Origin of the sequence: Microbacterium sp. che218, assembly GCF_040436305.1 — a bacterium.
Lineage (GTDB): Bacteria > Actinomycetota > Actinomycetes > Actinomycetales > Microbacteriaceae > Microbacterium > Microbacterium algihabitans.
In genome coordinates this window covers 1,948,182-1,970,371 of sequence record NZ_AP031501.1, presented here as the reverse complement: position 1 = coordinate 1,970,371, position 22,190 = coordinate 1,948,182, and the positions used below count along the sequence as shown (strand labels likewise).

Here is a 22,190-nt window from a genome sequence, read left to right as displayed (position 1 = left end):
CACGCTACGCTGTCGTGACCATGGCCACCGACCCTCCCGTGCCCACGTCGGGGCTCGTGCTGGCGGCCGGCGCCGGGCGGCGCTTCGGCGGGCCCAAGGCGCTCGCGCGCACCTCCGCGGGCGCCCCGTGGCTGGCCCTCGCGGTGCGTGCCCTCGTCGAGGGCGGATGCCGGGAGGTCGTCGTCGCGCTCGGGGCGGCGGCCGACGAGGCGGCCCCTCTCGTGCCCCCGGGCGTGGTGATCGTGCGGGTCGACGACTGGGCCACGGGCATGGCGGCGTCGCTGCGCGCGGGGCTCGGCGCGCTGGCATCCGGAACCTCGTCCGCTGTCGTGGTGCTGCCGGTCGACACCCCGGAGGTGTCGCCCGCGGCGGTGGCCCGCCTCGCCCGACGGGCTGCGCCCGACGCCCTCGCGCAGGCGACCTACGACGGCGCTCCGGGGCATCCGGTGCTGCTCGGCCGAGCGCACTGGGCGCCGGTGGCGGCCTCGGTGCGCGGCGACATCGGTGCGCGTCCGTACCTCATCGCGCAAGACGCCGAGCTCGTGGAGTGCGGCGACCTGTGGTCGGGGCGCGACCACGACACGCGCTGAGGCGAGCCCGCTCTATCCGGGCGGTCGCGGCGCCAGTCGGTAGAGGATGCGCGGGCGCCCGCGTGCGCCGTAGCGGTGCGCGAGGTCGATCACCCCTGTCGACACCAGGTGCTCGAGGTAGCGCTGGGCGGTGGCCCGCGACAGGCCGCAGGCCGAGGCGACGTCGGATGCCGAGGCGAAGGCGACCGGATCGAGACTCGCCCGCACCCGCTCGAGGGTGACCTCGGCGAGGCCCTTCGGCAACGGCGCCGGGGACGAGCGGTCGGGCACGCGCACCGTGCCCGTGCCCAGCAGGCGATCGATGTCGCCCTGCGTCAACGCGCGATCGCGGTCGGCCTCGGCGCGCGCCTGCCGCTCGCGGCGGTACGTGTCGAGGCGTCGCTGCAGCATCTCCTGCGTGAACGGCTTCACGAGGTAGCCCACGACGTGCGCGGCGAGTGCCTGCCGCACGGTCACCTGATCCTGCGACGAGCTGATGACGAGCACGTCGAGGCCTTCCGCCCCCAGCGTGCGCAGGCGGTGCAGCACCTCGACGCCGCTGATGTCGGGCAATCGCATGTCGAGCAGCACCAGGTCGACGCCCTGTCGCGCGCGTTCGACGGCCGCGGTGCCGGTCGCCGCCGAGCCGATCACCCGGAAGCCCGGAGCCTCGTCGACGAAGCGACCGTGCAGCGCGCGCGCCGCGGCATCGTCGTCGACGACGAGTACCCGCACCGGATCGTCGGTCATCGCGGCACCGCCATCTCGAACGAGAAGCTCGCGCCGCCCCACGCCGATCGGCTGACGGTGACCTCGCCCCCGCGCTCGGCGACGGCGCGCCGGACGAGACCGAGTCCGAGCCCGCGGCCGGTGCCGGTGACGTCGGGCTTCGAGGAGTGGCCCACCGAGAACGCGCGCTCCACGTCGCGCGCGTCGAGTCCCGGGCCGTCGTCGTCGACCGCGCCGTGCAGCCGTTCCCCGACCTGCGAGAGCGTGCAGCGTACGCGCGACGCGCCGGCTTCGGCGGCGTTGCGGCACAGGTTGGCGAGGACGACGAGCACCGTCTCGTCGACCGGAAGGTCGCGGTCGACCTGCACCTCGAGGTGCGCTCCGAGAGCGCCGACCTCCGCGCGCAGCGCCTCGAGACTCGCCCCCACGACCGAGGGGCCGAGCCGCGCGTCCGAGGCCGGACGGGCGGTGAGCGTCGGAGCGGCGTCGGCGATGTAGGCCAGCGCGTCGCGGGTGTCGCCGTGCGAGACCAGACCGTGCAGCACGTGCAGACGCGTGCCGAACTCGTGCGCCTGCTCACGCAGGGCCGCCATCGTCCGGGTTGTCTGCTCCTGCTCCGCCGCGAGCGCGTCGGCCTGCCGGAAGCGACGTTCGATCGCGGCGGCCAGCAGCGACGACGCGAGGGTTCCGATCACGAGCGCCCCGAGCGCCCAGGGCAGCAGGGCACCCAGCGCCTCGTCGCGGTCCGACAGCATGCGCGATTCGAGCACCCCAACGGCGACCATGCCCACGATCGTGCCGTCGAAGCTGATCGGCACCTTCGCGCGCACCGTGCTGCCTGAGGGGCCCGTCTCGATGCCGACGAACGGCGTCCCGGCCAGCACGCTCGCGTTGGCGGTCTCGACGAGCACGCCGCGTTGCGCGGCCTCGGGGTGGGTGATGCGCACGCCCTCGTCGTCGGTGATCACCACGTAGAACACCCCGGTGGTGCGCTCGACGAGGTGGGCCAGCGGTTGCAGCACGGTCGTCGCGGGCGCGAGGTCTTCGGCATCCGCGAGGTTTTCCGCCGATCCGGCGCGCGACACGGATGCCGCGGCGGTGCGCACGTCGTCGAGTTCGGCGAGCCCGGATGCCACGTCGAACACCCGCTCCACGGTGTCGTCGAGGATGCGGCGTTCCTGCACGGAGGCCGCGATCACGGTGGTCAGCCCCACGGCGAACAGCACGATGACGCTCGGCAGCACCACGAGCACGCGTCTCGCCGCTCGCGGGGTGAGCGCCATGGAGAACTCGCGCATGGTGGGCTTTCTGTCGCACGCAATATGAGCACAAAGCGCGCGGGGGCTGCGCCGTGCCACCCCTCCTGGGAGCGTCATCACATTCTGCGGAACGACGACGTCCGCGAGGAGGAGCTGTGATGACGGAGCCTACGCCTTCATCTGTCCCTGACCATCCGCCGGCCGATGGTGCACCGGTCGACCGGCCGCGGCGCCGCTGGATCGGCCGCATCGCGGGGGGTGTGGTCGCCGCGACCGCGATCGCCGTCGCCTCGTACGGCTCGATCACCTCGGCATCCGCCGGCGACGACATCCACGCGTCGATGACGATCATCGCGCCCGCTGCCGCCGGCGGCGGCTGGGACGGCGTCGCCCGCGAGCTGCAGCAGGCGCAGAAGGCCAACGGCCTGGTCAACAACGTGCAGGTGGTCAACATGCCCGGCGCCGGCGGCACCATCGCCCTCGGCAACGTCTCGGTGCTGAACGGCCAGGCCGGGAACCTGCTGGTGGGCGGCACGGGACTGCTCGCCGCGACCGTGCAGTTCGACTCGACCGCGACCCTCGACGACGTGACTCCGCTCGCGGTCATGGTCGAGGAGTACGACGTCATCGTGGTTCCGGCCGACTCGCCCTACGAGAGCCTCGACGACCTCGTGCAGGCGTGGAAGCAGGACCCGCGCGCCCTGCCGTGGACCGGCGGCGGCTCGTTCGACCAGCTCGTCGTGGCCGAGCTCGCGCTCGCCGCGGGCATCGCGCCGGCCGACATGACCTACATCTCGTCGGACGGCGGGGGCGAGGCGATCCAGGCCCTGCTCAACGGCACCGCCCGGGCGGCCGCGGGCGGCTACCCCGACAACATCGACCAGATCGAGTCGGGCCGGCTGCGCGCACTCGCCCTCGTCGCGGCCGATCCGATCGAGGGGATCGACATCCCCACGGCGGTCGACCAGGGCTACCAGGTCGGCTTGACGAACTGGCGCATGCTGGCCGCCCCGAGCGGTCTCGACGACGAGCAGGTCGACGGACTCACCGACCTCGTGCTCGACTCGATCGCGACGCCCGAGTGGGCCGACGCCCGTGCCCGGTACCACTGGACGGAGCGCGTCATCACGGGTGACGAGCTCGACGCGTTCCTCGCCGACGAGCGCGAGCGCATCGAGCGTCTGTACGAGGAGATGGGCCTGTGATGCCGTCGAACAACAACCCGACGTCCGTCTCGGCGACGATCGGCAACCGCCTGCGGTTCCAGCGGGGGAGCGGCCCCCGCGGGATCGCGAAGGCGCTGCTCATGCCCGCGATCCTCGCCGCCTTCGCGACCTACCTGCTGTACGGCATCGTGGTGATGAAGGTGCCGCCGAGCGCCGCCTTCCCCGGCCCGCAGTTCTTCCCGGGAATCATCGCGGCGGGGCTGTACGCGTTCGCTGTCATCCTCGGCATCGCGGCCGTGCGTGCGGCCCTGGTCACCCCCTCGATCGACGAGGAGGAGTCGGGCGAGCGCGCGGTCGGCGTCGACTGGCGCTCCTTCGCCTGGGTCGCGGGATCGTTCCTCGCGTTCGCGTTCCTGCTCGGCATCCTGGGCTGGATCATCGCCGCTGCCCTGCTGTTCACCGGCATCGCGCGCGGGTTCGGGCAGCGCAAGGTGCTCTTCGCCGCCCTGGTCGGGCTGACCATCAGCTCGCTCAGCTACATCGCCTTCGACATGGGGCTGGGGCTCTCCCTCCCCTCCGGACTCCTCGGATGGGCCTTCTGACATGGACGTTCTCGTTCTCCTCGGCGAGGGATTCGCCGGCGCCCTGACCCCGCAGAATCTGATCTGGGTGCTGGTGGGTTGCGTGCTCGGAACCGCGGTCGGCGTCATGCCCGGCCTGGGCTCCTCGATGGCGGTCGCGCTGCTGCTGCCGGTGACGTTCTCGCTCGACCCGACCGCGGCGTTCATCATGTTCTCGGGCGTGTACTTCGGCGGGCTGTTCGGCGACTCGATCACCGGCATTCTGCTCAACACCCCCGGGCAGGCCTCGGCGATCGCGTCGACCTTCGAGGGCCACAAGATGGCGCTCAACGGCCGGGCCGCGCAGGCGCTGGCCACCGCGGCGATCGGCGCCTTCATCGGCGGCATCATCGCCGCGACTCTGCTGGTGTTCTTCGCCCCCGTGCTCGCGGGGCTGTCGAGCAGCTTCGGACCGGCGGAATTCTTCGCGCTGGCGATCTTCGCCTTCGCGGCGACCTCGTCGATCGTGACCGACAACGCCGCGAAGGGCCTCGCATCCCTGCTGCTGGGGCTCGGCATCGCGGTGGTCGGCATCGACGGCGTCACCGGCGCCCCGCGCTTCACGATGGACTCGCCCAACCTGTTCGACGGCATCTCGCTGATCACCGTGACCGTCGGCATCCTGGCCCTCGGCGAGGTCATCTACGTCGCGTGCCTGGAGCGGCACATCAGCAACAAGCAGATGATCCGTCCGACGGGTCGCCCGTGGCTCAGCAAGCGCGAGTTCGCCGAGGCCACCCCCGCGTGGCTGCGCGGCACGGCGATCGGTCTGCCGTTCGGCGTCATCCCCGCCGGTGGCTCCGAGATCCCCACCTTCCTCGCCTACGGCATCGAGAAGCGCCTCGACGGTCGGCGCAAGAAGCCCCGCTTCGGCACGGGCGCCATCCGAGGCCTCGCCGCACCCGAGGCCGCCGGCAACTCGACCACGGGTATGGCGATGGGCTCGCTCCTGGCGCTCGGGCTCCCGGTGTCGGCGACGGCGGCCATCATGCTCGCCGCCTTCCGCCAGTACGGTCTGCAGCCCGGGCCCCTGCTGTTCGAGCGGTCGCCCGATCTGGTCTGGGCGCTCATCGCGAGCTTCTTCATCGCGATGGTCGTGCTGCTGATCCTCAACCTGCCGTTCGCGATGCTGTGGGCCAAGCTCCTGGTGATCCCGCGCCCGTACCTGTACGCCGCGATCGCGGTGTTCTGCGGGCTCGGCATCTACGCCACGTCGGGGGCGACCTTCGACCTCCTGCTGCTGCTGGCCATCGGTCTGCTGGGCTTCGCGATGCGGGCGCACGACTACCCGCTGGCACCGCTCATCATCGGCATGGTGCTGGGTCCGCTGGCCGAGACCAGCCTGCGCGATGCCGCGATGAGCGCGAACGGCGACCTGACGACGCTCTTCCAGGGGCCGATCGTCATCGCCATCTACGCCGTGCTGCTCGTGGTGCTGGTCGCCGCCGGGCGCAACCGCGTGCTGGCGCGGCGACGGGCGAAGACGACCCAGAAGGAGACCGTCGGCGTCTGATCGACCGGGTCGACGACGGGCGGGGTGCTTCGGCGCCCCGCCCGTTCTCGTGCGTCAGGGGGCGGAAAATCACGCTCAGGTCACGGTGTGCGTAATTTTGACGTGGCTATAGACAAAACCCCACCGGATAGATATTTTTTCGGAGCCGTCATAATTCGACGGGTCACACAGCCGGGAACGACGACGTACCCGATCCGACGCCGGGGAGGGCGCGGGTACGACCATGAGGGTCCCTGCAGTTCAGAGAGGAACGCAGATCACATGCTGAAGAAAATCCTGACCGGAGCGGCCATCGCCGCTCTCGCGGTGGGTCTCGGAGCCTGCAGCTCCACCCGTCCGGCCGACGGCGGCGGCGCCGCTGCCTCCGGCGGTACCGGAGAGTGCAACGTCGGCATCGCGATGCCGACCCGCAGCCTCGAGCGCTGGATCAACGACGGCGAGCAGCTGCAGAAGAAGCTGACGGATGCCGGCTGCACGGTCGACCTGCAGTACGCCGACAACAAGACCGACCAGCAGATCAGCCAGATCCAGAACCAGATCTCGGGCGGCGCGAAGATCCTCGTGATCGCCGCGATCGACGGCTCGACCCTCGGCCCGGTGCTCGAAGAGGCCAAGTCGCAGAACGCCACCGTCATCGCCTACGACCGTCTCATCAACGGCAGCGAGAACGTCGACTACTACGCCACCTTCGACAACTACAAGGTCGGCACCCTGCAGGGCCAGTTCATCGAAGACCAGCTCGGCCTGAAGGACGGCAAGGGCCCCTTCAACCTCGAGCCCTTCGCCGGCAGCCCCGACGACAACAACGCGAAGTTCTTCTTCGGCGGCGCCTGGGACGTTCTCAAGCCGTACGTCGACAGCGGCAAGCTGGTCGTCCCCAGCGGCAAGTCGCCCGCGAACGACGACGCGTGGGCGTCGATCGGCATCCAGGGCTGGGCGTCCGACAAGGCCCAGGCCGAGATGGACAACCGCCTGTCGTCGTTCTACGGCGACGGCAAGAAGGTCAACGTGGTGCTCTCGCCCAACGACAGCCTGGCCATCGGCATCGAGGCCTCGCTGAAGTCGGCCGGCTACACCGCCGGTGCCGACTACCCGATCATCACGGGTCAGGACGCCGACAAGGCCAACGTCAAGGCGATCCTCGACGGCACGCAGTCGATGACCGTCTGGAAGGACACCCGCGCGCTGGGTGACCGCGTCTTCACGATGATCCAGGAGATCAAGGACGGCAAGACCGTCGAGGTCAACGACACCAAGACCTACGACAACGGCAAGAAGGTCGTGCCCTCGTACCTGCTGACGCCCGAGGTCGTCGTCAAGGACGACGTGCAGTCCAAGCTCATCGACTCGGGCTTCCTCAAGGCCTCCGACGTCGGGCTCTGATCCACTCTGCGGCGGGGCGGGTTCGCCCGCCCCGCCGCTCCCCGTGCCGCCTGCGGGCGGTGGAGCCGAACAGCCGCCCGGAGGGGCGGGAGAGGGACACACCATGACCGAACCGATCCTGCGTATGTCGGGGATCTCGAAGTCGTTCAACGGCGTGCCGGCCCTGGCCGACGTGTCGATCGACGTGTACCGGGGTGAGGTGCACGCCGTCTGCGGCGAGAACGGCGCGGGCAAGTCGACGCTCATGAAGGTGCTGAGCGGCGTCTACCCGACCGGCAGCTTCGACGGGACGATCACCCTCGAAGGCGAGCAGATGGCCTTCCGCTCGATCAACGACAGCGAGGCCGCCGGCATCGTCATCATCCACCAGGAGCTGGCGCTGAGCCCGTACCTCTCGATCGCCGAGAACATCTTCCTCGGCAACGAGAAATCGCGCCGCGGCGTCATCGACTGGAACGCCACCAACACCGCCGCCGCCGAGCTGCTCAAGCGCGTGGGTCTGCGCGAGAACCCGGCGACGAAGATCTTCGAGCTCGGCGTCGGCAAGCAGCAGCTCGTCGAGATCGCCAAGGCGCTGGCCAAAGAGGTCAAGCTCCTCATCCTCGACGAGCCGACCGCCGCGCTCAACGACGACGACTCCGCGCACCTGCTCGATCTCATCGACCAGCTGCGCGCGCAGGGCATCACCTGCATCATCATCAGCCACAAGCTCAAAGAGGTGCTGCGCATCTCGGACCGCATCACGATCATCCGCGACGGTCGCACGATCGAGACGATGATGCGCGACGACCCCGAGACCGACGAGGGGCGCATCATCCGCGCCATGGTCGGTCGCGACCTGAACAGCCTCTTCCCGCCGCGCGAGCCCGACATCGGCGAAGAGCTGTTCCGGGTCGAGAACTGGACCGTGCACCACCCGGTCGACACCGAGCGCGTGGTCATCGACGACGCCTCGTTCATGGTGCGCGCGGGAGAAATCGTCGGCTTCGCCGGTCTCATGGGCGCCGGTCGCACCGAGCTCGCGATGAGCATCTTCGGCCGCATGTACGGCACCGGGATCTCGGGCGAGGTCTACAAGAACGGCAAGGCCATCGACGTGCGCACGGTCGACGCCGCGATCAAGCACGGCATCGCCTACGCCACCGAAGACCGCAAGAAGTACGGTCTGAACCTGATCGGCGACATCCAGGTCAACGTCTCGGCATCCGCCCTCGCCCGTCTCGCGCGCCTCGGCGTCGTCGACCGGTACCGCGAGTACAAGGTCGCCGACTCGTACCGCTACAAGATGAACATCAAGGCGCCCAGCGTCGCGGCGATCACGGGGCGGCTCTCGGGCGGCAACCAGCAGAAGGTCGTGCTGTCGAAGTGGATGTTCACCGGACCCGACGTGCTGATCCTCGACGAGCCGACCCGCGGCATCGACGTGGGTGCGAAGTACGAGATTTACGGAATCATCAACGAACTCGCGGCCCAGGGGAAGGCCGTCATCGTCATCTCGTCGGAGCTGCCCGAGGTCATCGGCCTCTCCGACCGTATCTACACCATCTCCGAGGGACGCATCACGGCCGAGGTCAGCCGCGACGACGCGACCCAGGAGACGCTCATGCGGCACATGACCGCCGGAAGGAACTGAGAGCAATGGCCACCGCATCCACCCAGACGGTTGAGGCGCCGACGCAACCGGGGCCGCGCCGTCGCGGCATCCTGTCGCGCATCAATTTCCGTCAGTTCGGCATCCTCGCCGCACTCGTCATCATCATCGCGCTGTTCCAGGTGCTCACCGGCGGTCGCCTGCTGCTGCCGGGCAACGTCAACAACCTCATCCAGCAGAACGCCTACGTGCTGATCCTCGCGATCGGCATGGTCATGGTCATCATCGCCGGGCACATCGACCTCTCGGTCGGCTCCGTCGTGGCGATGGTCGGCGCGATCGCGGCGATCGCGATGAACCAATGGGGTCTGCCCTGGTACCTCGCGGTCGTCCTCTCGCTCGTCGTCGGCGCGATCGTCGGCGCGTGGCAGGGTTTCTGGGTCGCGTTCGTCGGCATACCCGCCTTCATCGTCACCCTGGCCGGCATGCTGCTGTTCCGCGGTCTCACCCTGGTGCTGCTCACCGGCGGCACGATCAGCGGTCTGCCCGACAGCTTCACGGCGATCGGCGCCGGGTGGCTGCCGCCGTTCCTCGGCTACCTCGGCAACTGGGACGCCCTGACGCTCCTGCTGGGCGCCCTCGCCGGCGTGCTGCTCATCGTGCAGCAGCTGCGCACCCGCGCGACCCTGCGCCGACTCGAGCTGCCGCGTGAGGTGGCGTGGTCGTTCTGGCTGAAGAACGCCGCGGCCGTCGTCGTGATCATGGCCGCAGCCTTCACGCTCGCGACCTACAACGGCACCCCGATCGTGCTGATCATCCTCGCCGTGCTCGTGCTGGCGTACACGTTCGTGCTCAACCGCACGACCTTCGGTCGGCACATCTACGCGATGGGCGGCAACCTATTCGCCGCCGTCATGAGCGGTGTGAAGACGAAGTGGGTCAACTTCTTCATCTTCGTGAACATGGGCGCCCTCGCCGGTCTCGCTGCGGTGGTCAGCACCGCCCGCGCCGGAAGCGCCGTCGCCGCGGCCGGTCAGAACTACGAGCTGGATGCCATCGCGGCGGTGTTCATCGGAGGCGCGGCCGTGCAGGGCGGTATCGGCACCGTGGTCGGCGCGGTCGTCGGTGGCCTGGTGATGGGCGTGCTCAACATGGGTCTGTCGATCCTCAGCGTCGACGCCGCCTGGCAGATGGCCATCAAGGGAATCGTGCTGCTGCTGGCCGTCGCGTTCGACATCTTCAACAAGCGGCGCAACGGCGGTGCGTGATCGGATGGGGAGCGCGGCCCCGGGGCCCGCTCCCCATCCGCTCCGGCCCTTTCGACCCCGTCGCGTCATGATGCGATGATGGGGGAGGTGCGACCCTCATGACCCCCGCCGTGTTCGAGCCCGCAACCCCGCTCGCGCCGCCGACTGGCCGTACGACGAATGATCTGATCCGTCAGCAGAACCTCGCGTCCGTCCTCTCGCTCCTCCACTCCCGGGGTGCTCTCTCGCGCGCTCAACTGGGTGCGACGACCGGACTGAACCGCTCGACCGTCACCGGTCTGGTGATGGAGCTGACCGAGCTGGGCCTCGTGCGCGAGGCTCCCGGAGGCGAACGCACCGGCAAGGTCGGGCGCCCGACGCTCGACATCGAACCCGAAGGCCACGTCGCCGCCCTCAGCGTCCGCGCCGAGCCGCACGCGGTGACCGTCGCCCTCGTCGGCCTCGGCGGCGTCGTGCATGCGCGCCTGCGCCACGACACCGCCAGCGCCCCCTCGCCCCGGCGCTTCGTGCAGATCGTCGCGTCGTCGGTCGAGGCGATGCGCGCCGACATCGACCGCCACTACCGCGTGGTCGGCGCGGGTCTCGCGGTGCCGGGTCTCGTCAACGCCAACGGCTCGGTGCTCGTCTCGCCGACCCTCGGCTGGAGGCGGGATCCCGTCTCGGCCCGCTTGAGCGACGAGCTCGGCATGCCGGTGACCGCGGGCAACGACGCCAGCATCGGCGCCCTCGCCGAGTCGCGCTTCGGCGTCGGAGTGGGGGTCGGCAACCTGCTCTACCTCGGCGGCGCGATGCACAGCATCGGCGGCGGACTGATCATCGACGGCACCCTGCTGCGCGGCACGTCGGGCTACGCCGGCGAACTGGGGCACACCGTCGTCGACCCGCGAGGACGCGCGTGCGTGTGCGGTCGTCGGGGGTGCCTCGAGGCCGAGGTGAGCCTCGACCTGCTCGAACCCCTGCTGGGCCGCCGCAAGCTCGACGAAGACGAACTCGACGTCGAGCTCGGCGTCGCCCGCAATCCCCGGGTGATGACCGAGGTGACCCGCCAGGTCGAGATGCTCTCGCTCGCCCTGACCAACTTCGTCAACGCCTTCGCCCCCGAGACCGTCGTGCTCTCGGGCTATCTCGGCGCCCTGCTCTCGGTGAGCCGCGAGCGCCTGGCCGACGCGGTGCGCGTGCACCCGCTCGGTGCCGAGGGCCGCACGATCCGCCTCGAACGCGCGCACCTGCGCTCGCGTCTCATGCTGGTGGGACCCGCCGAGCTCGCCTTCGCCGACCTGCTGTCGAACCCGGCCGGCTTCCGCGGCTGACCCGGCGTCGCTCGTATCCCGCCCGTTCACGCGGGCGACCGCGGGCGCCCCTATCGTCTCGGCGGGCGGATGCCGTCGGTGCGCCGCTCAGGAGGTGCGCGTGGACGTCGGTGAGTTCCGCCGCCGGCCGATCTGGCCGTGGCTCGCGACGCTGGTCGTCCTCGGCGCGGGCACACTGGTGCTCGTCGCGCAGGCGCAGGCGCACGCCGCGGCCCAGGAAGAGGCCCAGCGCCGCGTGAGCGCGACGGCGGAGGTGTCGGTGGCCGCGGCATCCGGAATCGACGTCGCCGGGAGCGCGCCCGCCCCGGTGATCGTCGAGGCGGCTGCGGGCGAGGCGGTCGTCCCCGCGGGCGTCGCGGCCGACCCCGCGTGGGCTGCGGCCACGGCCGGGCGCACCGGGGTTCCCGAGCGAGCCGTGCGCGCGTACGCGTCGGCCGCGCTCACGGTGCAGCGCGAGCAGCCCGCGTGCGGACTCGGCTGGAACACCCTCGCGGGGCTCGGCGCCGTGGAGTCCGGCCACGGCACGCACTCGGGCGGCGCGTTGCGGCCCGACGGGTACCCCGACCCGCCGATCCGGGGGATCGCCCTCGACGGGTCTGCGAGCGCCGCGATCGCCGACACCGACGGCGGCCGGTTCGACGGCGACGCCCGGTGGGATCGCGCGGTCGGCCCGCTGCAGTTCATCCCCGCGACGTGGGAGCGGTGGGGCGCCGACGCGAACGGCGACGGCGTGGCCGATCCGAACCAGATTGACGATGCAGCCCTCGCCGCGGCGCGGTACCTGTGCGCGTCGGGTGAGATGACGGATGCCGCGGGCTGGCGCCGCGCGGTGTACTCGTACAACCACCTCGACAGCTACGTCGACGCCGTCGCCGCCACCGCGAACGCGTATGCGGCCCGTGCAGCGGGGTGACAGGCCTGTCGAGTGTCCCAGACACGCCGTGACCGGCGGGCTCACGCGGAGTGTCGTGGACACTCGACAGGACGAGCGCGCAGCGCTCAGCCGCCGAGCACCACGTTCTCGGGCTCCTCGCCGCGCCGCAGGTGCTCGATCTGACGGCGCACCAAGCGCGCCATGCGGGGGTGCATGGCATCCGTCGCCCCTCCCACGTGCGGAGCGATGAGCACGCCGTCGAGGCTCCACAGCGGGTGGTCGGCGGGCAGCGGCTCGGGGTCGGTGACGTCGAGCGCCGCGCGGATGCGGCCGCGGCGCACGTGGTCGACCAGGGCATCGGTGTCGACGAGCGGACCGCGGCCGACGTTGACGACCAGCGCCCCGTCGGGCAGCGCCGACAGGGCCTCGTCGTCGATGATGTGCCGGGTCGCGTCTCCGCCGGGGAGCGAGGCGATGAGCACGTCGGTGTCGGCGAGCACCTCGTAGAGCTTGCCGAGGGGGAAGACCTCGACCTCGTCCTGCAGGCGGCCGTGCGAGGCGACGGCGCGCAGAGACACCTCGAACGGCGTGAGTCGTGCCGCGATCGCGCGCCCCACACCGCCGAAGCCCAGCAGGGTCACGCGCTGGTCGGCGAGCCCGGTGGCGCCGCCGCCGAGCCAGTCGTTGCGATCCTGCGCGCGCACGAACTCGGGGATCCGCCGCTGCGCGGCCAGCGCCAGAGCGACGGCGAGCTCGGCGGTCGCGGTCTCGTGCACGCTCGAGGCGTTGGCGAACCGGATGCCCTCGGGCAGACGCCCCACGACGTTGTCGTAGCCGATCGACTGGCCCTGCACGAGGCCGACCTCGATCTCGGACAGGCGCTCGATCACGCCGTCCATGCTCATGTAGGGCGGCACCACGATGTCGAAGCGGTCGCGCGGGGCGGCCCCGGTCATGTCCCACACGACGACCTCGACCCCGTCGGGGAGCTCGCCCAGGTCGTCGCGGAGGCGGTCGGTGGGCACGGAGACGAGGAGGGGAGTCGAGGCGGTCACGACAGCGACGCTACCTCCGGTGTCGCGGCGGGCTGAGGTGCTTGCGTCCGGCGGCCGATGTGCACTCCGACCGGCACGTCGTACGAGAGGTACTCGGCGAGCAGCGCGTCGGCGTCGTGCTCGAACAGGCGCCGCGAGAGCGCGGCGGCGAGCTTCGTCGCCCCGCCCACGAGCCCCGGGATCTGGTGGCTCAGCATCCCCTGGCTGATGCGCGCACCGTGGTTGAACATGTGGATCCGCGACAGCGCCGATCGCTCGGACGAGGTGCGGCTGACGAGGCCGAAGTCGTCGTCGAGATAGGGGAACGCCGCCAGACCGGGGTTCTGCGCCGCGGCCTCGGGCGTGAGGCGGTCGCTCCACAACGTGGCATCCGGAGCCACCCCTGCCAGCTCGGGGCGCTGGGCGAGGTCGGCGGCGATCCCGGTGGCGGCGAACACGACGTCGTAGGTGCGGATGCCGTGCGGCGTGGTCACCGCGATGTCGCTGCCGGTCCACTCGACGTGCTGCCACGGCGACGAGGTGACGAAGCGGAAGGAGTCGAACGCGTGGGCGCGCCAGAGGGCGTTCTGCGTCGCGGGCTGGTCGACGGCCGAGAGGTGCACGTTGAACGCCCACTTCTGCGCGTCGGTGAACGAGCCGTAGTTCTCGATGAGGCCGGCGAACTCCATCCACCGGTACGGGCTCACCTGCGGCATCGCGGGGCGGCGCATGTGCACCTCGACGCTGGCCGCGCCGTGCTCGAGCGCTGTCGCGGCGTTGTCGAACGCGCCCGTCCCCGCGCCCAGGACGCCGATGCGCAGGCCCGCGAGGGCGTCGAAGTCGATGTCGTCGTGCGTGTGGAACACGCGGTCGGCGGGGAGCGACCGCAGCAGCGGCGGAAGGTGGCGGCCGCCGGCGCCCTCGATGCCGGTGGCGAGCACCACGTGGCGGGCATCAAGGGTCCAGTCGCCGTCGGGCCCGGTGAGATCGAGCTGTAGCGGGTCGTCGGCGCCGGCCGTGCGCAGCGCGGTGACCCGCGTCGAGGCCACCGTCAGAACCGACGACACCTCGCGGTACCACTGCAGGAAGCCGTGCCACGCGGTGGTGGGGAAGTACTCGAGGGCGTCCCACGCCTCGACGCCGTAGACGGCTTCGAACCACGCCCGGGGGCTCACGGCCGGGGTGCCCCACGTGGGCCACGCGATGTCCTTCGGCGTCCGCAGGGTGTGCATGCGGGCATAGGTGGTCCAGGGGCCGGTCGCCTCCGCGGGGGCGGCGTCGATCACCACGACGTCGTCGATCCCGCGGCGGCGCAGGCCGCGCGCGAGCACGAGACCCGCCTGGCCCGCGCCCACGATCACCACGGGGTGCACCCCGTCGCGCTCGCCGACCCACGAACGACCGTCTCCGGCGCTGAGGGCGCTCTGGTGCGCGGCCTCGCGTTCGATGGCGGCGAGGCGCGCCGCGGCGTCGGGCAGGGGGCTCAGCACGTTCACTCTCCGTCGATCACGACGCGCACACCGTAGGCGTCGTCGAGGCGGTGGTTGTGGTGGTCGCTGACGTTGGTGTCGTCGAGCTCGAGGTTGACGAAGTCCATGCTCGGCTCGGCGAAGAAGGGACCCGCGTGCCAGGTGCCTTTGCGCATCGTGATGGCGGTGCGCGGCGGAATGCGGAACGCCCGCAGGTCGTCGAGCGTCGGCTCCTCGATCCCGGGAGAGGCGACGGCGATGGTCCACTCGACGTCGCCGACGGCCATGAGCGTCTGCGTGGTGTCGAGGTGGCGCGTCACGCGCACGAACTCGGGGGCCTTGTCGTCGAGGTGCATGAGGTAGAAGCGGGGGATCCCGTTCGAGACGTCGAGCACGGCCTCTTCGGAGGTGAACGGGGTGCCGTCCTCCATGGGGGTCAGCAGCACGCCGAACGGCTCGAAGGCCGAGGCGGTGAGCGGCTCCGCCGACAGGTGGTGGGTGGTGAGGGTGTCGGTCATGGGGTCCTCGCTTCGCATCGGGTGGATGCTGCGAGGTTACGCTTGTCCGACAAGTGACGGGATAGCTTGTCGGACAAGTTCACCGAGCGGTTACACCCGCGAAACGCTCAGCCCCGGTGCACGCGGCGGATCAGAGCATTGCGCAACCCCGCGGGGGCGGGCAGCTGCACCTCGCGCGACCAGTACCCCACGCGGTCGTCGGCGCCGTACCCGCAATACGTCATCTCGATGACCGGCAGGCCTGGCCGAGTCTGCAGGGCCCCGGCGCGCTCGGCGTCGAGGGCCACGGCATCCACCCACATCGTCTCCCACGCCACCTGCACGCTGTTGCCGGCCTCGGCCAGGTCGAACACCGGCAGGTGCGGGTCGAGGTCCGCCTCGCGGGTGACCGGGATGAGGTCTTCGGCGAGGGCGTAGGGCTGATCGTCGACGCTCCACATCTTCACCGTGCGGAGCACCTCGGTCCCGTCGGGCAGGTCGTCGAAGCGGGAGGGGGCGGATGCCAGCACGCGGCGCTCCGCCGACACCACCTGTAACCGCGGCTCGTACCCCGCCGCGCGGATCGAGAGGGAGTGGTCGAACTGCTCGTCGATGCGGCGCCCCACCTCGGGCAGGCGCCGGTTGGCGGTGGTGCGGGTGCCCTGCGTGCGGTGGACGTAGCCGCGCTCCTCGAGGCGGATCAGCGCCTCGCGCACCGAGGCGCGGCTCGCGCCGGTCAGCTCCGCCAGGCGCGGTTCCGACGGCAGTGTGTGCTCGTCGGTGTTCCACAGCGCCAGGATGCGGTCGATGACGGGGTCTTGATCGGGTGCGCGCACACGCCCATCTTCTCCGATCGGCGCGCGGGCGAGGTCACGACGACGGCGACCGCAGGGCGAGCAGGGCGTCGGCGCGGCTCGAGACGCCGAGCTTGCCGTAGATCGACCGCACCTGCGACTTCACCGTGTTGACCGAGACCCCTCGTCGCTGAGAGATCTGCGTCAGCGAGAGGTCGGAGAGCAGCATCCGGGCGAGCTCGCGCTCGGCGGCGGTGAGGTCGATGCGCCGCTCCTTCTGCGAGGGCGCCGTGGGCAGGGGGAGGGCCGCGCGGGCGGAATCGACCATCACCCGCAGGGCCGGTCGTTCCGCTTCGACGAGGTCGAGGAGGCTCTCGGCCTCGCCGCTGAGGATGAGCAGGAACGAGATCTTCGAGCCGCCGGTGCGTTCGATGAGGGTGAGGGCGGATGCCATGCTCGCGGCGGCCCGCTTCTCCTGGCCCAGGCGCAGCAGGGCGACCGCGCGTCGGCTGAGCAACGCCGACAACGGGGAGAGGCAGTGGTCGTCCATCGCGACGCAGGCGTCAGTGGAGTCGATGAGCTCCTGGTCGCGCCCGAGCTGCAGCAGCACGGTGGCGCGCTGCGACTCGAAGCAGATGGCGTGGCCGGGGTGGCTGACCCGGTCCGCGATCATCGCGAGGGCCTCGCCGTACTCTCCCTGCACGGTCAGCAGGCCGCTCGTCATGCTCACGAGACGTTCGCGCATGAGCCGGTAGCTGCGGGTGCGGCCCGAGCCGTGCAAGAACTGCCGCGCCTTCGCCAGGGCGATCGCGATGTCGCCCTGCAGCCATCGTCCGACCACCCGCATCACTCCGGCGGAGAATCGCCAGTAGGGGTCGTCGGGTCGTGCCCGCTCGAGCTCCTCGGCGATGGAGAGGAGGGGAGCGGGGTCCGCCTGCGAGACCGCGATCAGCGACTCCGCGAACAGCAGTCCATGCGAGATCTCGCTCGCATCCCACCCCTCGCCGTGGAACAGTCCGCGCGCTTCGGCGACGATCTCTCTCGCCTCTCCGAACTCGCCGTTGACCGCGAGGGCCTCGGCGTGGGCGGCGAGGGCGCGGTACCTGTCGCCCGGTGAGTCGGCGAACAGCAGCGCCTCGGCGGCGTAGCGGACCGCCACCTGGGGGCGGCCGATGGCGTTCAGGTACTCGGCGGCGCTCGTGAGCAGCTCGGCGCGCGCCGAGGCCGGAAGTGCTGCGGGTCGGGTGAGCCGCGCCTCGTCGAAGTAGCGCTGGATGAGCGCGATCCCCTCGCCGAGGGCGTCGGTGCGGGCGCGCGCGACCAGGGCCGCCGAGAGCAGGCGCGCCTGCGGCTCCGTCCACGCCCGAGGAGCGGGGCCGAGGTCGACCTCGGCGAGCAGTGCGAGGTGCCTCAGCAGGGGGACGCCGTTGCCGGGGGCCAGGCGCGGCGACACGTGGACGGCGGCGGCGCGGACGGCCGCGGTACCGCCGCCGTCGTTCTCGCTCATCCCGCCCCCGTCGCGCGTGTGGGCCGCTTGTTCTCCCCCGAGCCCTTCGAGATTACGTCTTCGGCGGGGGTGGACGGGTCAGACGGAGGCGTTCACCACGGCCGCGATCGCCGAGGTGAAGAAGCCGAGTCCGTCGACGCCCGAGCGCATCGCCGCGGAGGTACCGGGGCCGAAGCCCGGCTCGACCGCGTGCTCGGGGTGGGGCATGAGTCCGACGACGTTGCCGCGCTCGTTGGTGAGTCCGGCGATGTCGTCGAGCGAGCCGTTGGGGTTGACGCCCAGGTAGCGGAAGGCGACCTGGCCTTCTCCGTTGACGCGGGCCAGGGTCTCGGCATCCGCGATGTATCCGCCGTCGGCGTTCTTCAGCGGGATGACGATCTCGTCGCCCTCGGTGAAGTCGCTGGTCCAGGCCGTCGACGCGTTCTCGACGCGCAGACGCTGGTCGCGCCGGATGAACTGCTGGTGGGCGTTGCGGATGAGGCCGCCGGGCAGCAGGTGCGCCTCGACGAGCATCTGGAAGCCGTTGCAGATACCGAGCACGGGCATGCCCTTGGCTGCGGCGTCCTTCACCTCGGCCATGATCGGCGCGAAGGCGGCGATGGCGCCGGCGCGGAGGTAGTCGCCGTAGCTGAACCCGCCCGGCAGGACGAGGGCGTCGACGCCCCGGAGATCGTGCTCGCCGTGCCAGAGCGCGACGGGCTCGCCGCCGGCGAGACGGATGGCGCGCTGGGCGTCGCGGTCGTCGAGCGACCCGGGGAAGGTGATGACCCCGATACGGGCCGTCACTCCACGACCTCGATGTTCACGACGTCTTCGATGACCGCATTCGACAGCATCTCGTCGGCGAGCTCGCGCGCCCGCGCCAGGGTGGCCTCGTCGACCTCGCCCTCGACGGTGAGCTCGAAGCGCTTGCCGATGCGCACGTCGGAGAAGCGGGTCTCACCGAGCCGCGACAGGGCGCCGGCCACCGCCTTCCCCTGGGGGTCGAGAAGCTCGGCCTTGGGCATGACGTCGACGACGATGGTGGGCACTTCAGCTCCAGATGTCGGGTGGCGTTGTGAGGCCCAGTCTACGGGAGGGTGCGCCCCGGCCGCTGACGTCGAGAGCGAGCGCGGGTGAGCGCGCGAGGTGAATGTGGGAGCGCTTCCTTGACCATTTGGGAGCGATCCCATACTCTCGACCCGACCGTTGAGAGCGCTCCCACAGCAGGAAGGCGAGAGCTCGTCGCCGCGGTCGCACCCACCACAAAGGAGTGATCTGTGAATACTCGTGCCCTGCGCCGGACCGCGCTCGTCGCCGCCGTCGCGTCCACCTCCGCCCTCGTGCTCGCCGGCTGCTCCGGCGCCGGTGGCGGCTCCGGAGCCGACGGCGAGGTGACCCTCACCGTCGCCACCTTCAACGACTTCGGCTACACCGACGCGCTCCTGCAGGAGTACATGGACGCGCACCCGAACGTGAAGATCGTGCACAACAAGGCCGCGACCAGCAACGAAGCCCGCGAGAACTACTTCCAGAAGCTCGGCAAGACCGGCCTCGCCGACATCGAGGCCATCGAGGTCGACTGGCTGCCCGAGGTCATGGAGTACGCCGACCTGCTCGCGCCCGTCCCCGACGACCTGAAGAGCCGCTGGCTCGACTACAAGGTCGAGGCCGCCACCAGCCCCGACGGCAAGCTCGTCGGCTACGGCACCGACATCGGCCCCGAGGGCGTCTGCTACCGCTCCGACCTGTTCGCGGCCGCAGGGCTCCCCACCGACCGCGCCGAGGTCGCCAAGATGCTCGAGGGCGACTGGTCGACCTACTTCGCCGCGGGTGACAAGTACGTCGCCGCCACGGGCAAGGCCTTCTTCGACTCCGCCGGCGGCACCTACCAGGGCGCCATCAACCAGGTCGAGGCCGCCTACGAGAACCCCGACAACGGCGAGATCACCGCGACGAAGAACGCCGACGTCAAGAAGATCTACGACCAGGTGCTCGCCGCCAGCGCCACGCAGTCGGCGCACCTCGGCCAGTGGTCCGACGACTGGTTCGCAGGCCTGTCGAACGGCGCCTTCGCCACCATGCTCTGCCCCGGCTGGATGCTCGGCGTCATCGAGGGCAACGCCCCCGAGGTCAAGGGCTGGGACATCGCCAACGTCTTCCCCGGCGGTGCCGGCAACTGGGGTGGTTCGTACCTCACCGTTCCCGCCAACGGCAAGAACGTCGAAGCCGCGCAGGAGCTCGCCGACTGGCTGACCGACCCCGAGACCCAGGTCAAGGCGTTCGAAGAGGCCGGAACGTTCCCCAGCCAGGTCGACGCCCTCAAGGCCGACGCGCTGCTGACCAACACGAACGCGTACTTCAACAACGCCCCCGTGGGCGAGATGCTCTCCGAGCGCGCCCAGGCCGTGAAGGTCTCGCCGTACAAGGGCAAGTTCTACTTCCAGATCAACGACGCCATGCAGAAGGCGCTGACGCGAGTGGAAGACGGAACCCAGAGCGCCGCGGACTCGTGGCAGCAGTGGGCGACCGAGGTCGACGCCCTGTCCTGACCGATGCGGGCGGATGCCGGGGGCGCAGCAACGGCCCCCGGCATCCGCCCCTCGTCTCGAGGAGGAGACACCACCGTGACAAGCACACTCGAAAGGCCGTCCCGCCCGGCGGCGGCACCCGCGGGCGAGCGCCAGCCCCGGCGGCTGGGCTTCGGTCAGCGCCGCAGCGCGTGGGACCTCAAGCTCTCGCCCTACCTCTACATCTCGCCGTTCTTCATCCTGTTCGCGATCACGGGGCTCTTCCCCATCGCCTACACAGCCGTGATCTCGTTCATGGACTGGGACCTGGTCCGCAACTCCGGCGAGTTCATCGGCTTCGACCAGTACGCCTGGGTGCTCTCGCAGCCCAAGTTCTGGATCGCCCTGCGCAACACCTTCAGCATCTTCCTGCTCTCGAGCGTCCCGCAGCTGATCGTCGCGATCTTCATCGCCGCGATGCTCGACCAGAACATCCGCGCCAAGACCTTCTGGCGCATGAGCGTGCTCATTCCGTACGTCATGGCCCCCGTCGCCGTGGCGCTCATCTTCAGCAACATGTTCGGCGACCAGTACGGCGTCGTGAACACCACGCTGCAGAACCTCGGCCTTGCCGCCGTCCCGTGGCACTCCGACGCCCTCGCCAGCCACGTGGCGATCGCCACCATGGTCAACTTCCGCTGGACCGGCTACAACACCCTGATCCTCCTCGCCGCGATGCAGGCCATTCCGCGCGAGTTCTACGAGGCCGCGACCGTCGACGGCGCCGGCAAGGTGCGTCAGTTCTTCTCGATCACCCTGCCGAGCCTCAAGCCCACGCTGATCTTCGTGATCATCACCGCCACCATCGGCGGGCTGCAGATCTTCGACGAGCCGCGCATGTACGACCAGAACGGCACCGGTGGCGCCGACAACCAGTGGCTCACGGTGACGCTGTGGCTCTACAACATCGGCTGGGGTGAGTGGGACTTCGGCCGCGCAGCCGCGCTCGCCTGGATCCTCTTCATCATCATCCTCGCGATCGGCGCGATCAACATGCTCGTCACCCGCACCCTCGTGCGCGACGAGGGCACCCGCGACCCGCGGTTCCGGCGCGAACGGCGCGCTCAAGCCCGTGCCGCGAAAGAGCGTCTCGAGGCGGATGCCGCGCGCCTCGCCACCCCCAGGAAGGAGGCGCGTCGATGACCGCCGTCACCCCGGCCCCCGTGCCCGTGATCGATCGCGACCTGCCCGAGCGAGGGCGGCGTCGGCCGCGCCCGGTGCGCGGATCCCGCCCCGGGTGGATCGTCTACGCCACCCTCGGCGCAGTGCTGCTGGCCAGCGTGTTCCCGTTCTACTGGTCGCTGCTGATCGGTTCGGGCGATGCCTCGACCATCCGCGACGCCAACCGCTCGTGGATCCCCGGCGGCAACTTCTTCACCAACGCCGCCGCGGTGATCGGCGACCAGGCCGTCAACTTCTGGCCCGCGCTGCTGAACTCGATCATCAGTTCCGGCCTGATCGCGGCATCCGTCGTCTTCTTCTCGACCCTCGCGGGATGGGCGTTCGCGAAGCTGAAGTTCCGCGGCGGGCCGTGGCTGCTGCTGTTCGTCGTCGGCACCATGGCCGTGCCGATGCAGCTCGGTGTCGTGCCGCTGTACATCCTGTTCAGCGAGCTCGGGTGGACCGGGCAGCTCGGGGCGATCATCATCCCCGCGCTCACGAGCGCCTTCGGGGTGTTCTGGATGACGCAGTACCTGCGCCAGGCCGTGCCCGACGAGCTGATCGAGGCCGCGCGCGTCGACGGGGCGAGCTCGTTCCGCACCTTCCTGACGGTGGGGGTGCCGGCCGCTCGACCGGCCGCCGCGATGCTCGGACTGTTCACGTTCGTCAGCGCGTGGAACAACTTCTTCTGGCCGTTCATCGTTCTCGACCGCCAGAACCCCACGTTGCCGGTGGCGTTGTCGCTGCTGCAGTCCAACTACTTCGTCGACTACTCCATCGTGCTCGCGGGCGTGCTGCTGTCGACGATTCCGCTACTGGTGTTGTTCGTGTTCGCGGGCAAGCAGCTCGTCAGTGGCATCATGCAAGGGGCGGTCAAGGGATGACTCTTGCGCCCAC

General features: G+C 70.5%; 21 protein-coding genes. 12 read left to right on the top strand and 9 right to left on the bottom strand.

The window, feature by feature from the left end:
* Positions 1–20 precede the first annotated feature (20 nt).
* The gene (locus ABXS86_RS09230) at positions 21–590 is read left to right on the top strand and encodes an NTP transferase domain-containing protein (RefSeq protein WP_353664226.1); all 570 of its coding nucleotides are present in this window, start codon (positions 21–23) and stop codon (positions 588–590) included.
* A 12-nt stretch (positions 591–602) separates the two neighbouring features.
* On the opposite strand, the gene ABXS86_RS09225 is transcribed toward ABXS86_RS09230, so the two are convergent.
* Complete coding sequence (locus ABXS86_RS09225; RefSeq protein ID WP_353664225.1) at positions 603–1,319, bottom strand: response regulator; 717 nt, start codon at positions 1,317–1,319, stop codon at positions 603–605.
* A complete protein-coding gene (locus ABXS86_RS09220; protein WP_353664224.1) occupies positions 1,316–2,596 on the bottom strand; it encodes an ATP-binding protein in 1,281 nt (426 codons plus the stop codon). The genes ABXS86_RS09225 and ABXS86_RS09220 overlap by 4 nt, the downstream gene beginning before the upstream one ends.
* A 221-nt stretch (positions 2,597–2,817) precedes the next feature.
* Here ABXS86_RS09220 and ABXS86_RS09215 point away from each other — a divergent pair, with 221 nt between their 5' ends.
* The 8 genes from ABXS86_RS09215 (at position 2,818) to ABXS86_RS09180 (ending at position 12,321) form a co-directional block, all read left to right on the top strand.
* Positions 2,818–3,762 (top strand): tripartite tricarboxylate transporter substrate binding protein, encoded by a 945-nt coding sequence (locus ABXS86_RS09215; RefSeq protein ID WP_409988216.1) that lies wholly within the window; start codon positions 2,818–2,820, stop codon positions 3,760–3,762.
* On the top strand, positions 3,762–4,325 hold the full coding sequence (locus ABXS86_RS09210) for a tripartite tricarboxylate transporter TctB family protein (protein ID WP_307213986.1): 564 nt from the start codon (positions 3,762–3,764) through the stop codon (positions 4,323–4,325). Before ABXS86_RS09215 ends, ABXS86_RS09210 begins: the two co-directional genes overlap by 1 nt.
* Position 4,326: 1 nt before the next feature.
* Positions 4,327–5,856 (top strand): tripartite tricarboxylate transporter permease, encoded by a 1,530-nt coding sequence (locus tag ABXS86_RS09205; RefSeq protein WP_353664223.1) that lies wholly within the window; start codon positions 4,327–4,329, stop codon positions 5,854–5,856.
* A gap of 261 nt (positions 5,857–6,117) precedes the next feature.
* Complete coding sequence (chvE, locus tag ABXS86_RS09200) at positions 6,118–7,239, top strand: multiple monosaccharide ABC transporter substrate-binding protein (protein WP_353664222.1); 1,122 nt, start codon at positions 6,118–6,120, stop codon at positions 7,237–7,239.
* 103 nt (positions 7,240–7,342) lie between these two features.
* A complete protein-coding gene (gene mmsA, locus ABXS86_RS09195) occupies positions 7,343–8,872 on the top strand; it encodes a multiple monosaccharide ABC transporter ATP-binding protein (protein ID WP_144830377.1) in 1,530 nt (509 codons plus the stop codon).
* A gap of 5 nt (positions 8,873–8,877) precedes the next feature.
* Positions 8,878–10,098, top strand: coding sequence for a multiple monosaccharide ABC transporter permease (gene mmsB, locus ABXS86_RS09190; RefSeq protein WP_353664221.1), 1,221 nt, complete (start codon positions 8,878–8,880; stop codon positions 10,096–10,098).
* Between the two features lie 98 nt (positions 10,099–10,196).
* Positions 10,197–11,408 carry an ROK family transcriptional regulator gene (locus tag ABXS86_RS09185; protein ID WP_353664220.1) on the top strand — a complete coding sequence of 404 codons (1,212 nt, stop codon included), beginning with the start codon at positions 10,197–10,199 and terminating at the stop codon, positions 11,406–11,408.
* Between the two features lie 100 nt (positions 11,409–11,508).
* On the top strand, positions 11,509–12,321 hold the full coding sequence (locus ABXS86_RS09180; protein WP_353664219.1) for a lytic transglycosylase domain-containing protein: 813 nt from the start codon (positions 11,509–11,511) through the stop codon (positions 12,319–12,321).
* Between the two features lie 86 nt (positions 12,322–12,407).
* Here ABXS86_RS09180 and ABXS86_RS09175 read toward each other — a convergent pair whose 3' ends face one another.
* The 7 genes from ABXS86_RS09175 to purS all read right to left on the bottom strand — a co-directional run bounded on the left by ABXS86_RS09175 (position 12,408) and on the right by purS (position 18,614).
* Positions 12,408–13,337: an NAD(P)-dependent oxidoreductase gene (locus ABXS86_RS09175; protein ID WP_353664218.1), complete on the bottom strand. Its 930-nt coding sequence runs from the start codon at positions 13,335–13,337 to the stop codon at positions 12,408–12,410.
* Entirely contained in the window at positions 13,334–14,806 is a 1,473-nt protein-coding gene (locus ABXS86_RS09170) for an NAD(P)/FAD-dependent oxidoreductase (protein WP_353664217.1), read from the bottom strand. The genes ABXS86_RS09175 and ABXS86_RS09170 overlap by 4 nt, the downstream gene beginning before the upstream one ends.
* A 2-nt stretch (positions 14,807–14,808) precedes the next feature.
* The gene (locus ABXS86_RS09165) at positions 14,809–15,303 is read right to left on the bottom strand and encodes an ureidoglycolate lyase (RefSeq protein WP_353664216.1); all 495 of its coding nucleotides are present in this window, start codon (positions 15,301–15,303) and stop codon (positions 14,809–14,811) included.
* Positions 15,304–15,410: 107 nt separating this feature from the next.
* On the bottom strand, positions 15,411–16,118 hold the full coding sequence (locus ABXS86_RS09160) for a GntR family transcriptional regulator (RefSeq protein ID WP_353664215.1): 708 nt from the start codon (positions 16,116–16,118) through the stop codon (positions 15,411–15,413).
* Positions 16,119–16,152: 34 nt separating this feature from the next.
* Entirely contained in the window at positions 16,153–17,583 is a 1,431-nt protein-coding gene (locus ABXS86_RS09155) for a helix-turn-helix domain-containing protein (RefSeq protein ID WP_307208371.1), read from the bottom strand.
* 78 nt (positions 17,584–17,661) lie between these two features.
* A complete protein-coding gene (gene purQ / locus ABXS86_RS09150) occupies positions 17,662–18,369 on the bottom strand; it encodes a phosphoribosylformylglycinamidine synthase subunit PurQ (RefSeq protein ID WP_144830357.1) in 708 nt (235 codons plus the stop codon).
* Positions 18,366–18,614: a phosphoribosylformylglycinamidine synthase subunit PurS gene (gene purS, locus ABXS86_RS09145; protein WP_353664214.1), complete on the bottom strand. Its 249-nt coding sequence runs from the start codon at positions 18,612–18,614 to the stop codon at positions 18,366–18,368. The genes purQ and purS overlap by 4 nt, the downstream gene beginning before the upstream one ends.
* Before the next feature lie 228 nt (positions 18,615–18,842).
* Here purS and ABXS86_RS09140 point away from each other — a divergent pair, with 228 nt between their 5' ends.
* From ABXS86_RS09140 to ABXS86_RS09130, 3 genes are all read left to right on the top strand, one after another.
* Positions 18,843–20,114, top strand: a complete 1,272-nt coding sequence (locus ABXS86_RS09140; protein ID WP_353664213.1) for an ABC transporter substrate-binding protein — start codon at positions 18,843–18,845, stop codon at positions 20,112–20,114.
* A gap of 75 nt (positions 20,115–20,189) precedes the next feature.
* The gene (locus ABXS86_RS09135) at positions 20,190–21,275 is read left to right on the top strand and encodes a carbohydrate ABC transporter permease (RefSeq protein ID WP_353664212.1); all 1,086 of its coding nucleotides are present in this window, start codon (positions 20,190–20,192) and stop codon (positions 21,273–21,275) included.
* Positions 21,272–22,177: a carbohydrate ABC transporter permease gene (locus ABXS86_RS09130; protein ID WP_251505721.1), complete on the top strand. Its 906-nt coding sequence runs from the start codon at positions 21,272–21,274 to the stop codon at positions 22,175–22,177. Before ABXS86_RS09135 ends, ABXS86_RS09130 begins: the two co-directional genes overlap by 4 nt.
* Positions 22,178–22,190: the final 13 nt, after the last annotated feature.

Excerpts from the sequence above, each read along its gene's own strand:
- ABXS86_RS09155 (WP_307208371.1), bottom strand. The coding sequence starts at position 17,583 with ATGAGCGAGAACGACGGCGGCGGTACCGCGGCCGTCCGCGCCGCCGCC.
- ABXS86_RS09225 (WP_353664225.1), bottom strand. The coding sequence starts at position 1,319 with ATGACCGACGATCCGGTGCGGGTACTCGTCGTCGACGACGATGCCGCG.
- ABXS86_RS09205 (WP_353664223.1), top strand. The coding sequence starts at position 4,327 with ATGGACGTTCTCGTTCTCCTCGGCGAGGGATTCGCCGGCGCCCTGACC.
- ABXS86_RS09220 (WP_353664224.1), bottom strand. The coding sequence starts at position 2,596 with ATGCGCGAGTTCTCCATGGCGCTCACCCCGCGAGCGGCGAGACGCGTG.
- mmsB (WP_353664221.1), top strand. The coding sequence starts at position 8,878 with ATGGCCACCGCATCCACCCAGACGGTTGAGGCGCCGACGCAACCGGGG.
- ABXS86_RS09185 (WP_353664220.1), top strand. The coding sequence starts at position 10,197 with ATGACCCCCGCCGTGTTCGAGCCCGCAACCCCGCTCGCGCCGCCGACT.
- ABXS86_RS09165 (WP_353664216.1), bottom strand. The coding sequence starts at position 15,303 with ATGACCGACACCCTCACCACCCACCACCTGTCGGCGGAGCCGCTCACC.
- chvE (WP_353664222.1), top strand. The coding sequence starts at position 6,118 with ATGCTGAAGAAAATCCTGACCGGAGCGGCCATCGCCGCTCTCGCGGTG.
- ABXS86_RS09230 (WP_353664226.1), top strand. The coding sequence starts at position 21 with ATGGCCACCGACCCTCCCGTGCCCACGTCGGGGCTCGTGCTGGCGGCC.
- ABXS86_RS09210 (WP_307213986.1), top strand. The coding sequence starts at position 3,762 with ATGCCGTCGAACAACAACCCGACGTCCGTCTCGGCGACGATCGGCAAC.
- mmsA (WP_144830377.1), top strand. The coding sequence starts at position 7,343 with ATGACCGAACCGATCCTGCGTATGTCGGGGATCTCGAAGTCGTTCAAC.
- ABXS86_RS09130 (WP_251505721.1), top strand. The coding sequence starts at position 21,272 with ATGACCGCCGTCACCCCGGCCCCCGTGCCCGTGATCGATCGCGACCTG.